9 protein-coding genes and 1 tRNA gene are annotated in these 12,077 nt (G+C 61.8%); 3 read left to right on the forward strand and 7 right to left on the reverse strand.

All coding sequences use genetic code 11. From position 1 onward, the window contains the following. Positions 1-112: 112 nt before the first annotated feature. The 3 genes from P0D84_RS00105 to fliD are packed head-to-tail and all read right to left on the reverse strand — an operon-like array spanning position 113 to position 2,900. Positions 113-469 carry a flagellar protein FliT gene (locus tag P0D84_RS00105; protein ID WP_408331419.1) on the reverse strand — a complete coding sequence of 119 codons (357 nt, stop codon included), beginning with the start codon at positions 467-469 and terminating at the stop codon, positions 113-115. A gap of 7 nt (positions 470-476) precedes the next feature. Then, a complete protein-coding gene (gene fliS, locus P0D84_RS00110) occupies positions 477-911 on the reverse strand; it encodes a flagellar export chaperone FliS (protein WP_408331421.1) in 435 nt (144 codons plus the stop codon). A gap of 60 nt (positions 912-971) precedes the next feature. Beyond that, complete coding sequence (gene fliD, locus P0D84_RS00115) at positions 972-2,900, reverse strand: flagellar filament capping protein FliD (RefSeq protein WP_408331423.1); 1,929 nt, start codon at positions 2,898-2,900, stop codon at positions 972-974. Here fliD and P0D84_RS00120 point away from each other — a divergent pair. Continuing rightward, complete coding sequence (locus P0D84_RS00120; protein WP_408331425.1) at positions 2,884-3,108, forward strand: hypothetical protein; 225 nt, start codon at positions 2,884-2,886, stop codon at positions 3,106-3,108. The two genes, fliD and P0D84_RS00120, sit on opposite strands and share 17 nt — an antisense overlap. 140 nt (positions 3,109-3,248) lie before the next feature. Here the strand turns inward: P0D84_RS00120 and P0D84_RS00125 are convergent, their stop codons facing one another. Continuing rightward, positions 3,249-5,666, reverse strand: coding sequence for a flagellin N-terminal helical domain-containing protein (locus P0D84_RS00125; protein ID WP_408331427.1), 2,418 nt, complete (start codon positions 5,664-5,666; stop codon positions 3,249-3,251). Positions 5,667-6,197: 531 nt separating this feature from the next. On the opposite strand from P0D84_RS00125, the gene P0D84_RS00130 reads away from it, so the two are divergent. After that, the gene (locus P0D84_RS00130; RefSeq protein ID WP_408331429.1) at positions 6,198-8,060 is read left to right on the forward strand and encodes a glycosyltransferase family 9 protein; all 1,863 of its coding nucleotides are present in this window, start codon (positions 6,198-6,200) and stop codon (positions 8,058-8,060) included. A 116-nt stretch (positions 8,061-8,176) separates the two neighbouring features. Beyond that, positions 8,177-8,326, forward strand: a complete 150-nt coding sequence (locus P0D84_RS00135; RefSeq protein ID WP_408331431.1) for a hypothetical protein — start codon at positions 8,177-8,179, stop codon at positions 8,324-8,326. 822 nt (positions 8,327-9,148) lie between these two features. Here the strand turns inward: P0D84_RS00135 and P0D84_RS00140 are convergent. From P0D84_RS00140 to P0D84_RS00150, 3 genes are all read right to left on the reverse strand, one after another. Further along, positions 9,149-10,561: a hypothetical protein gene (locus P0D84_RS00140; protein ID WP_408331433.1), complete on the reverse strand. Its 1,413-nt coding sequence runs from the start codon at positions 10,559-10,561 to the stop codon at positions 9,149-9,151. Next, positions 10,558-10,788 (reverse strand): helix-turn-helix transcriptional regulator, encoded by a 231-nt coding sequence (locus P0D84_RS00145; RefSeq protein WP_408331435.1) that lies wholly within the window; start codon positions 10,786-10,788, stop codon positions 10,558-10,560. Before P0D84_RS00145 ends, P0D84_RS00140 begins: the two co-directional genes overlap by 4 nt. Positions 10,789-11,840: 1,052 nt before the next feature. Next, positions 11,841-11,916, reverse strand: a tRNA-Arg gene (locus P0D84_RS00150). Between the last annotated feature and the right edge of the window lie 161 nt (positions 11,917-12,077).

Below are 12,077 nucleotides of genomic sequence, written 5' to 3' on the forward strand. Positions count from 1 at the left end.
CTTTTTGCTTGCTGGATTTGCTCCCGCGGGAGATCGTCGCCGACGTCGAACGGCTCGCAATAAAACTCCAGCTCGGGCCCTGATGGAACGCTTTTCCTCTCAATTCGCGCGCTTATCTGGCGTAGCCGCGCGGCGACAGGCCGTACATCTTTTGCATCGCCTGGGATTGCCGGTTGCTCGCGAGCAGCGCCGACAGTCGCGCGAGGCGTGGTGCCGCGAGGTCGCGGACTTCGGTCTCGTCAGACAGTATCCGGCGAGTCAGATCCTCTATGCGTGCGCGCTGCTGCGCGTCGAACGTGAACCTCCAGAACACTGGTCGCAATGTATCGACCAGTGCGCAATAGCGCTTCTGCAACGCGATTGACGTATCCCAGTCGTCTTTGCGCGCCGCGTTCAGCATCTGCGCGGTCACCTGGAGGATGGTGTCGTAACACATGAACACCTGATCTACGGTACCTATCGATTCCATGTTGAACTCAGCGAATAGTCGCGACTTGTGCCTGTGCGGCTGAACCGTTGACCTGCATCTTGATACCGGCCCAGCCGTCCTCGATGGTCGCGAGCAGCCCGTCGACTTCATCGAGCAGCGCCGGGTTATTCTGCAGATTGGCCTCGAGCAGACGGCGCGTCATGTAATCGTAAAGCGCATGCAGGCGCTGCGCGAGATCGCCGCCCTGCTCGAGATTGAGGCCCTGCTGCAGGCCGCCGCCGATGATCAGGATGGCGTGCGAAAGCAACTTGCCTTTCTCAGCGATGTTGCCGTTTTGCATGTGCACGCGGCCCATACGGACCGCGCGGCGCGCGCCCTGGAACAGCAGCGCGACCAGTTCATGCGGGCTTGCGCCGTGCACGCTGGTTTCGAGGCCAACGCGTGCGTAACTTCCTGCTCCAAACTTACCTGGTGAATACATGAATACTGTCCTCTTCTTGCGGGTGGGTCGACGCACGGCTTGCGTTGCGGCGTGGCTCCGTCAACTGCCGGATGAGGTGGTCGGGTTAAAGACCTGCTGCAGGTAGCTTGCGGTCGATTGCATCTGGACCACCATCGCGTCCAGTGCCCCGAACTGGGTCTGGTATTGCTGCTGCACCTGCGCGATGTAACTCTGCAAACTCGTTTCCTGTGTCTGCAGCGACGTAACTTGCGTATTCAGCGTGTTCGTCGCATTCGTGATCGAACCGCTGGTCGCATCGGTCGCATTCGTGACGACTCCGTTCAGCAGCGACGCATAGCCCTGCGAGTAGTTGACGTTGCCGAGTGCGCCGGTGCTGGTGCCGGTCACCTGGATTTCCATGCCGGCCGCCGGGCCGCTGTTGCCGACTGTCAGCACCTGGCCACTGCCGGTTGCCACATAGCCGCCGATTGTGCCTTGCACGTCGAGGCCGGCAATGGATGTCGACGCGCTGCCGAAGAGCTGCGCCGCACCCGTGCCGGTGATCGAGACTGACGACTGCGAACCGTAGCTCGTCGACGCGACGTTCAGCACGCCGCTGTTCTGGGTCACGTTGACCGACACGCCGGCCTGCTGCAACGTGGCGTCGGTGTTGATGGTGGTCTGAAGTGCCGTTGCAAGCTGCGAGGGCGTATAGGTGCCGGCCCCAAGCGTGACGTTCGTCATCACGCCGTCGACCGTCACGGTCAGTGGCAGACCGCCGGACGGGATCGTGGTCGGATTGGTACTGGGCGCTGACGAGCCGGTGAAGGTCCCCTGGGTCGCGGCCTGCGTGATGTTGACCGCGTACGAGCCGGGCTTTGTATTGGTGCCGCCAATCAGGTAGGTGACGTTGCTGTTGGTTGCCGAGCCGGCGGTGCCAAACAGCGCGGCGAACTGGTTCGGATTGCTTTGCAGTGCCTGAGACAGCGTCGAATCGTCGACCGACAGTGTGCCGTCGTTGTTGACCGCGATGCCGACGGCGGAGAGGGACGCATAACCGCCACCGGTGCCCTGCAGCTGGCTTGCGATCACGCCCTGCAACTGGTTCTCGATCTGCATCGTCGTGGCGTCGCCGATCAGCGGGCCATTGGTGCCGCCGGAATTGTAGGCGGTCAGCGAGCTGATCGTGCTCTGCAGCGTGTTGTAGGCCGAGACGAAATTGTCGATATTGGTCTGGACCCCACTCGTATTGTTTGCGACCGTGACCGTCGACGTGCCGGTCTGCTGGAGGTTCAGGGCAAGGCCGGGCAAGGCGGTTGCTACGGTATTGGTCGAACTGCTGAGCGCAAGGCCGTTGACCGTCAGGTTGGCGTTCTGGGCCGCCACGGTCTGGGTCATCGTGTCGCCGGTGCCGGGCGGGTAGGTCAGCAGCGAGCTGATGCTGGCGTCGCCCTGTACCGAAATCTGCATGCTCTCGTTCGCGCCGGTCTGGTTCGACGTCAGCACGAGGTGGTACGGCGTGTTGCTGCCGTCGTTGACGATCGATGCAGTGACACCGAGGTTGGCATTGTTGATCGCGTCGCGCAGACCGGACAGCGTGTCATTGCTGCTGTTGATGGTGATGCTGCCGCCGCTTTGCGACAGGTTCGGCGTAAAAGTCATACCGCTTTGCGTCGTCCCGCTCTGCGTGCCGAACGCAAACGTCACGGTCGTGTTGCCGCTGCCGCCCGAGAGGTGCGTATTCAGGCTGGCCTGGCCGGCCGTCGCGAGCGACTGCGCCTGGGCCAGCTGCGTCGCGTCAACGGTGTACGTGCCCGGCTGGGCGCCGACCACCGCGCTCGCGCTCAGCACCGACGTATTGCTGGAGGTCGCGCTGAACGTCTGGAACTCGGTGGGCAGCGTCAGTTGCGTCAGCGATTGCTGAAACGTCGAGAGTGCCGAGCTGAGCTGGCCGTAAGCCGAGATCTCGGTCTGGACGCCGCTCACCTGGTTTTGCAGCTGCGTGAGCGGGATGCTCTCGACCTGCATCAGCCCCGTCAGTATCTGGCTGATCGGTAATGTGGTGCCGATGCCAAGCCCGAGCGACGCGATGACCGACGAGCCTGATGGCGAGCTGCTGGTCGTGGTGCTGGTGGTGCTCGAGGTCGGCGTGCTGCCGGTCGGGGAAATCGTGGTAGACATGCTGGGCCTGTGCCTTCTGGAGCGGCGCATCGCGCCGGCATTGCGTCGAACGTAGGCGGTGGGTAGCGGGGCTGCCGGCATCCGCCGATTGTGCGTCGGCTTTGGGGGCGGCGCTGTCGACGAGCCGCCTCCAGAGCCGGCCGGCGCATACGCGCCGGCCGTCTACTACCTGCTTACTGCGTTACTGCTTACTGCTTACTGCAGCAGCTTCAGGACCTGCTGCGGCATCTGGTTCGCCTGCGCGACCATTGCCTGGGCGGCCTGCGACAACACCTGCGCACGCGACAGCGCCGACGTCTCGGTGGCGTAGTTCGTATCCTCAATCGACGACTGGGCCGATTGCGCGTTCTGGGTCAACGAGCCCAGGTTCGAAATCGTCGAGGTGAAACGGTTCTGAACTGCACCGAGCTCACCCTGCATCGTGCTGATCTGGTTCAGTGCGGCATCGACGACCGTGATAGTTTTTTGCGCGTCGTTCACCGACAGCACGTCAATACCGGCAAGTGAGCCGGTCTGGTCGACTGAGTACGAGCTGACCGCCGGCGTCGCAAGCGTTTCGCCGAGCAGCGAGGACGCCAGGCTGCCGCCAATGGTGAAGGCCGAACCATCGCTTGTCTTGACCGACAGAACGCCGCCGGGATTGGTAACCGCCGCCGAGAGGTTTGCATTGCCGGACGCGGCTTTGATGGCGGCCGTGAGGGACGCGACGGTCGTGTAAGTAGCTGCGCCGACCGAGTTGCCGTTAATCGTGAGCTGGCCGGCCGTCAGCGTGACCGGTGTCGTGAAATTCACACCACCATTGACCAGCGCGGCGTCGGCCGCGCCACCGGTAACCGTTTGCGTCGCGCCCGGCGTCAATGACGCTGCAAGCGTGCCACCGACATTGATCGCGATCGGTGTGGTGGCGTTAATCGTGAGGGTTGCGCCGGAGGCGGTGATGCCGAGCGCCTGCAGTTGCGTGTTGTTGTTGATCGCGGTTTCGAGGCCCGCGACCGTGGCGATGCCGCTGCCCGTCACGTTGATGCCGTTGATCGTGAATTGCCCGGCTGCCAGCGTGCCGGTGGGGATGGCGGCCGCCACGTTGGCGTCGGTCAGCGTCGTTGCAACCGCATTGGTCGCGGTGGTTTGACCTAAGATGCTGTTGGCGTCAGTACCGCTGACGCTGATCGGCGTCGAGGTGCTCGAGAGCACCAGCTTGCCGGTGCTGCCGCTTGCGGTGATGCCGCTCGCGGCCAGCGACGAGTTGCTGTTGATCGCTGCGGCGATCTGGGAGACGGTGAGTGCTGAGCCCGAGGTCGCGGTGATGTTGATGCCGTTGATCGCAAATTGGCCGCCACTGAGCGTGGTCTGCAACCCCCCCCCCGCCCCGAACGTGAAGGTACCACCACTTAGCGTTTGCGCACCGGCCGTCAGTTGCGCGCCGCTGTTGGCCGTGTTCTGCGTCTGGATCGCCGCAGCCGCGGCGCCGCTCAACGAGATCGAGCTGGCCGATTGCAGCTGCACGGTGCCTTGCAGTTCGCCTGACGTGCTGGAACCGCCGCCATATGAGGTTGCGCTCAGGCTGCCGTAGGTGCCGTTGCCGATGGTGTACGCCGTGTTGTCGAGGCCGCCGCTGACGCTTGCGCCGCCGCTTTGCGAAACGTTGATGTCGCTGCCGTCGGCTGCCGTCAGGTTGACGGAGCCATCGCTGTTCAGCGCGGCGGACACGCCGGTCTGGCTCGAGTACTGGTTGATCGCGTTGACCAGGTTGGTCGTCGAGATCGAGCCTCCGTTTGCGCTCAAGGTCTGACCGGGGTTGGCGCCGAAAATGTTGACGTTGTTGATTGTCAGGTTATAGGCTTGGGACGACGTGGTGGAGGCATTGGTCACCGCGCTCAGGCTGAACTGCTGCGAGTTGGTGGCGGTCGCGCTCAGGCCAGAGATGTCGGCGCTGTTAATCGCCGCTGCCGCCGCGTAGGCACTGTCGGCGTTTTGGCCCGCGCTGGTACCCGCTACTGCATTCGAGATCGTGATGGGCGCTGCGCCGCCGACCGACACGCTCAAAGGCTGGCTCGCCAGGCCAGAGGTGCCGGCAAGGGAGAGTGAACTCGAGTAGGTCTGGCCGATCTGGCTGGTTTTCGCGCCCGCGCTCAGGTTCACTGCGATAGTCTGGCCTGCGTTTGCGCCGATCTGGAAGTTTTGCGTGCCGAACGTGCCGTCAAGCAGCGTCTGGCCGTTGAACTGCGTCGTCGACGCGATCGTGTTGATCTGTGCAAGGCCCTGCTGCACTTCCTGATTCAGCGCCGCGCGGTTTGCCGCCGAGTTTGTCGCGTTCGACGCTTGCACGGCGAGCTGACGAATCGTTTGCAGGTTGTTGGTGATTTGGGTCAGTGCGCTCTCGCCGGTCTGCGCGAGTGAAATGCCGTTATTCGCGTTCTGCGTCGCAACGGTCTGGCCGTTGATCTGCGCTTGCAGCGTGGTCGCGATCGCGAGGCCGGCGGGGTTATCCGCTGCGCTGTTGATCGAGAGACCCGACGACAACTGGGTGATCGCGCTGGTCACTGCAGACTGGTTGTTCTGCAAATAGTTCTGCGCGATTTGCGACGCAATGTTGGTATTGATAATCGTAGTCATTCAATTACTCCTTTGATCAATGGTTGGCGCATTCCGGCATGTCCGCCGTAACGTACGGCCGTGCACCGCACTGTCCATTTGCCGTCGCTAAGTGGGTTATCGGACAGGGTCTCGAATTCTTTAGCCCTGGTATCTCTTTAGGGCCGCAATTTTTCACCTTTCTGAACGCGCTGGATTCTTACGCGAGGCCGCTCCATCATCGCCCGCTCGCTGCCAGTCGGGTGCCGCGCCGGGGCCGCAGCTCCCGGATCAGTTTCCCTCGCGCGATACCTTGCCGGCCACCTCATGAGCTTTCGGCAAGCTTTTGGGTAAAGCCACCATCGACGAATTGTTGTCCGTCCGGATCGTGCGGCGGGACGTGTCTGTGCGGTCTGTGAGACGGGGCGACTTTGCGCGGGTAACTTGCTGTTGCGGCGCAGCAAAAATCGATCCCCCAAGCTAGCGCTAACTTACGCCACTGTTCCCGCCTTTGGTGTCGATTGGTCTGATTCAGAATGATGCACTCGCTTGCAAAAAACCTTGGTCACACTGATGACGCACCCACTTTGTCAAATGGGCGCCGGCCTGCGGACCGGTCTGGAAGCCGACGCACTCGCCGAGGCACATGCGAGCGCGTCCGCATTGATGCGGCTCGCTGCGATCCTCGATGCCCAATGCCGCCATACGGACGCCGCCACGCTATTAAGGGCTGCAATTATTGCCGCGCCGGCATTGCCGGGCTTGCCGGCGCGACTCGCACTCACGCTGTCGGCCGCCGGCGAACATGCCGCGGCGCGCGAGCAGTTCGAAACCGTTCTGCGTGCCGTAGTATCCGCAGATGCCACCGGCGTGGACAATGCCCCGCGGGAGTCGCGAGTCCACCTCGCCTTTTCGCGCACGCTCCTCGCGCTCGACGCGCCGCAAGAAGCGCTGGCGCAAGCGGAACGTGCAGTCGCGAGCAATGCCGACGATGCGTGCGCCCACGCCGCGCGTGGCGACGCATTGGCTGCGCTGCTCCGACTAGCCGACGCGCTCACGGCCTATCAGCGCGCGGCCATGCTCGAACCGTCGTTGGCATGGGCGCACCATGGCATCGGCACGATGCTTATGGAGCTCGGGCGGCCCATGGCCGCGTTGCAAGGGCTGTCGCGTGCGCTCGAACTCTCTGAACGCACGCAGCAGGACGCTGGCGCACTGGCGCAGGCTCGCACTCCTTCGCCGTTCAGCTATCGGTGTCTGCCGCTCCACGCACTACCCCCATCCGCTATCTGCGAGTCGATCGGACTGGCATTGGCCAAAGGCGGTCAACCCGCGGACGCACTGCCCTGGTTCGAACGCGCGCTCGGACTCGAGCCGAACCGGGCGACGGCTCTGCGTCATATGGGTAACACGCTGGCAATGATGCGTGCCGACGACGCTGCGCTGACGTGCCTCCAGGCAGCCCGCCGCGTGCGTCCTGACTGGGATGATGCCTGGCTCGACGAGGCAGGCTTACTGCTGCGTCGGGGCGACTATGCGGCAGGCTGGCGTGCGTATGGCAAGCGCACAGGACAGCGGATGCTCGAAAGTCTCCCGTCCTGCTGGTCCGGCGAAGAGCCCCTCAATGGCAAGACGATTCTGCTGATTGCCGAACAGGGTCTCGGCGACACAATCCAGTTTGCGCGCTACGCGCCGCAGGTGGCGGCCCTCGCGCAGCGCGTCATCCTTGAGGTTCAAGCGCCGCTGCGACCGCTGTTCGACGAAGTGGGCCGGGACTGGGGCGTCGAGATCGTTGCGCGCGGCGAAGCGCGACCCGATGGCGACCATCAATGCCTGCTGCTCAGTCTGCCGCGCATCTTCCGAACGACGCCTGACACCATTCCCGAACCGAGTGGTTATCTTCGCTCCCCCATGGCGCGGCGAGCACTCTGGCGCGAGCGGCTGGCGGCCCGCAGCGGGCCCGGGCGCTTACGGGTGGGTCTCGCCTCTGCTGGGAATCCGCAGTTCAAGAACGACGCGCTGCGCTCGATTCCGCTTGCGGCCTTCGAAACGTGCTTTGACTTGCCGGGCATTGACTGGGTGATCCCGCAGCCTGAGATCCGCGCCGCGGATCGCGCGGTGTTGGAACGGCATACCGGCGTAATCTCGTTTGGTGCCCAACTGGAAGACTTTGCCGATACTGCCGCACTGCTCGAACAACTCGACCTCGTGATCTCGGTCGATACATCGATCGCCCATCTGGCCGGGGCGCTAGCGCGCCCGGTATGGACGCTGCTGCCACACTTGCCGGATTGGCGCTGGATGCACGATCGCGCCGACACCCCTTGGTATTCGAGCGCGCGCCTGTTTCGCCAGACTGTGCCACATGACTGGTCCGGGGTGATCAAGCAAGTGCGCGACCAGCTTTCGTTACGCGTCGCGCCTTCATGTGAATAAGCGGCGATTTCGTCCTCTGACGCGCGGCCTCCGATACGCCAACGCCCTCGGTCATTGCAAGCTTCACCGCCTCTTCGCGGAATTCCTTTGTGTAGACGGCTTCGGGGATTCAGTTCATGTATGCCAAGGCATGGCTGTCGACGCAAATCGCGCGCGGCGAAGACGAAGCAGAGGATGAAGACGACTTGCCTCGCGCGAAAGACAGCGCAAATCGCAATCTCGCCTCCCTAAAGGCGGCGCTTAACTCGCGCTGCATGATCGATTAGTGGCGCCGGACGCTGGATGGAAGACCGTTGCAAAGTTCAAGGATGTTGGACGTCGACGTCAGACCTTCTTGCCGGCCGCGCATCGCAAGGCATTGGTTGAAGCCTGCGCTCACGACATACAGCAAATGGTCTGATTTCCCGATAGATGGCGCCAGCATTTTCGACACTCAAATCCGATCGTCGTGGATGGCCGATGCTTCGCGCCGGTTATAGTTTTTGCGCTGAAGGTCATATCACAACCTACCGATCCCGGTCCAACAAAGCAACTCTGCGCAGTTGGGTTCAAAGCGAAGCCTTCCGCGCCCGGCAATCGTGTCAAATTCTCTCCAGTACCCGACTGCGGGGGCGAGATCACTGCCGCCCCGTTTCTGGCGCGCCCGATGCTCTGACGCCTCGCATGAAGCTCTCGCGTCAACCGATATGGGCGCGTCGTCCCGAGAAGGCGGCCGATCGCGAGCGTCTCCTTCGCGCAAGTTAAGAAGCGCGGGCACCCTAGAAGCGTTGCGGCTGCCCTTGCTCGTTCAATGCGGCAATTTCGTGGGCGGTTAACTGCTTCAACGATCGGGCGCGCTACCGACCTACGACCAGCGGCGCCAAACCGAGCACCGGCCGACCTAGGCGAAATTTCCCGCTGCAACAGGTTTCAAATTCGCTGCGGCTAAGGTGAGAAAGGCAAAGTCCATTCTCACGTCCGGGACCGAACCATAGAGCGTCATCCGCAAAGCGCTGGTATATACCACCGAGCTACTGCTCCGTGGAGCGCTCCGAAGACAAGCAAGCGCGGACGCAGCCCTCCGCATTCGTAGGTGCGTGGGTCGACAGCTAATGCATGTCTATCCCGCCATAAAGGACGTTGAGGTCCGCTTCGCTGTCATTTGCTATTTGGAGCACCTCTAGGAACAACGAAATGCGATCTTGTCTCGGTGCAGCGTTCAAGAATCCTTGAATTAAGACGCGCGCCTCAGACAGACTTTCGTCGCCATACGCGACACCACGAGATATCAGCTCGCGCGCGTTCTCCATGAATCGCCGCCGCGACTCCTCGTTTACTGACAGCGCGACGGCGGAAACACGCAGCCCCGGCAACGGTGGAGAAACTTGTTCGTGGATGATCTCTATCCCAAGAAATCCCGCGCCGCCCGCTGTCGCGCCGATCTCCACCCGTCCTACTGGCAAAGGCCCCGCTGCGTGCGTCGAGAACAGTGTCCCGAACCAAGACGCCTCTGCGCGCACTTCGCGCTCCGATTGGCCCAAAAGAAAGAGATCGTCGCCATACATGAACGCGCGGGCGGGGTCCAATGGTGGCAATCCTTTCTCAATGAGCCAATATGCAACGCGAGGTGAACACGCTGCGCCCTGTGGCAACAGCAGCGGGTAACGAATTGCCAGATGATCGAGAACCTTATCAGGAGACAGAATAGAGACACTTTCTGCATCGTCACTCGACGTCCGGTGAAGAGCACTAGCAACAGTGGAAGTGGGATATAACACGCGGCCGTGATTTCGTCGTCCGCTCGCCTCCCTTCGGTCTATACCGATGGTGTGTTGAACAACCTTCCGCCTTACTGGAAGGAACTCATGCGCCCGCGCTAGATCAATGTTGTCGAAGCAATTGGCGAGATCGAGCTTTGCATAGTGAGAAAGCATGGGATTGGCGTTAATCGCGCGCGCTATCTCGTCAATCGCCTCAAGGCGCCCTCCTTCGGCGTATATAAATTGCGCCCTGCATAGACCGCAGCCTGCGGCCTTCAATGCCGCATCCACGATCTTTTGCCGGGTGCGACCCGCCACGCCAAAACTGAAGCATCTCCGCGAGCCCCGGCCGCCTCGCTTCGGCATTTCATGCCTCGCGAACCCTTCACTGCAAGCCTTTCCGGGATCAAGCTCCCAAGGTAGCGGGCAGCCCTCATTGGCAGCCTTCCAGAGTTCAAAGAATGTAGCCCTGCGGGCGATCATCTCGACGCCCTTAAGCGCGCCGCCCTTGCGCATCCATTCAGAGTGGAGATGCCACCATTGAACCTCATACGACCGCATGAAGCGGTCGACTCGTTCTCTGAGCTGTTTGCCGGGCGATTCAGCCATCAACCGAACGGAGTGCTGTTCGATATCGCGGAGACGCTTATCGCGAAAGCGCGCCACGGCGCCTAACCAGTTGCGAAATGCCGGATCGCCGGCATACGCTATCGCGCTGGCCTCAATATCTGCCGGCGTCATCCAAGGATATTGCGCGCTCATTGCTCCTCCTCGCCATTCGCCGAGAGGTCACGCAAAGTCGGAATCCGAGAGCCGACCCATTTTTCCAAATCTCGTTGTCGCCAAGCGACCGCGCGCCGCCCAATGCGCACCGGGCTAGGAAACTCGCCGTCACGAATCAGCGCGTAGATGGAGCTTTTACACAGACCGGTTAGCCGCGTAACCGACGGCAGGCGATGCAATGCGCCTGAGATCAACTGATGTTCCATTTAATGTCCCCTAAGATCGAACGAGGCCATTTTGGAACGTTGCAGTCAATGGCTGTTAGCCCGCTAATCGGTGCTCTTGCCACGGTAAAAGCGTAGGGTGATAAGCGAATCACCAGCGCGCAATCGCCGGTTGAATGCTTTGACCTCTGCGCCGAGCACTATTCGCCCTGGCATGTCGATGCCGTGGTACAGGCAGGCTCGCTCGATGACTTTGTCAAATACGCTGTCTTGATAGGCCGGCGGCGCGCTTCGGAAGTACCGCCACCAAACAGCCAAAGCCTCGCGGACAATCTCCTCCTTGATGCCTGTGTACCGCCCGCGTCGCGACCACCCAAGAAATGCAGTTCGCGGCCAGAACTGCGGAATGCCGCCTTTTGCCCGGTCTCGCGGTCAACTGGTCGATAGCCCGCGCAAGGACTTCAGTTTCTACATCAACATACCGTTGGTCGAAGGGAGTGCCGACACGGCGCCAAGCGCAGTCCGCAACTTGTTCATCGCACCGTATAGTTCGACGTAGGTCTGCCAGACCGTTTCCGAGACGGGTGCGCTAAGTTTTGCGCGATTGATGCCCGCCAGCAATTCACTCGCTATTGCGCGTGCTCGCTCTTTGGTCACCTCTATTGGGATGCCCCCGTCATGCGGGAGAGGCGATTTCTGTGGGCTTTTGAACGGCCCATCGGAAGATAAGGCGCGCCATGTCCGCGATTGTCGAATCCATTGCGCGGCGCTCTTCGTCCGAGCGCGGGCGGCGGATTCGCGACCGAATGTGCCTGGGCGAACGAAGGCCGGTCATGATCGGTGCCGTTGGGAATGGCTATATTCGGCTTTTTTTGCAACGGGTTGCAAACGCATTCCAGCGAAGAGAATCAATTAGCCGCGCACGCGCCAGCTGCCTGAACCGCATATGGCGGCGGGAGCACTAAGACCAGTTGGGGCGGGGAAAAGGGAGACAAAAGGTCAACGTCTGTCCGAGTGAAATTCCGTATAGTTTCCGTACAGAATATCGCATCCGGTCGCCGCCCTTTGCAAGTCCTTGTTATGTTGACGCTTTTTGGTGCGCCCGGCTGGGATCGAACCAGCAACCCCTGCCTTCGGAGGGCAGTACTCTATCCATTGAGCTACGGGCGCTTCACGAAAGCGCGGCAACCTGAACAGGAGCGACGCCAAGCGAGACCGAGAGAATACCCGGTTTCGGTCCAACCGTCCACCGGGCGGCCTATATGGCCGGATTTGGCCCTTTCCCGGCGCCGTTCCGCGGGTGCCGGCCGCGCCCCGCGATGCGGGTAAAC

The organism is Paraburkholderia sp. RL17-337-BIB-A (assembly GCF_046025895.1).
Lineage (GTDB): Bacteria > Pseudomonadota > Gammaproteobacteria > Burkholderiales > Burkholderiaceae > Paraburkholderia > Paraburkholderia fungorum_C.

Coding starts and splice junctions, on each gene's coding strand:
- P0D84_RS00105 (WP_408331419.1), bottom strand. CDS start 469: ATGGAATCGATAGGTACCGTAGATCAGGTGTTCATGTGTTACGACACC.
- fliS (WP_408331421.1), bottom strand. CDS start 911: ATGTATTCACCAGGTAAGTTTGGAGCAGGAAGTTACGCACGCGTTGGC.
- P0D84_RS00120 (WP_408331425.1), top strand. CDS start 2,884: ATGCTCTCGACCTGCATCAGCCCCGTCAGTATCTGGCTGATCGGTAAT.
- fliD (WP_408331423.1), bottom strand. CDS start 2,900: ATGCAGGTCGAGAGCATCCCGCTCACGCAGCTGCAAAACCAGGTGAGC.
- P0D84_RS00125 (WP_408331427.1), bottom strand. CDS start 5,666: ATGACTACGATTATCAATACCAACATTGCGTCGCAAATCGCGCAGAAC.
- P0D84_RS00130 (WP_408331429.1), top strand. CDS start 6,198: ATGACGCACCCACTTTGTCAAATGGGCGCCGGCCTGCGGACCGGTCTG.
- P0D84_RS00135 (WP_408331431.1), top strand. CDS start 8,177: ATGTATGCCAAGGCATGGCTGTCGACGCAAATCGCGCGCGGCGAAGAC.
- P0D84_RS00140 (WP_408331433.1), bottom strand. CDS start 10,561: ATGAGCGCGCAATATCCTTGGATGACGCCGGCAGATATTGAGGCCAGC.
- P0D84_RS00145 (WP_408331435.1), bottom strand. CDS start 10,788: ATGGAACATCAGTTGATCTCAGGCGCATTGCATCGCCTGCCGTCGGTT.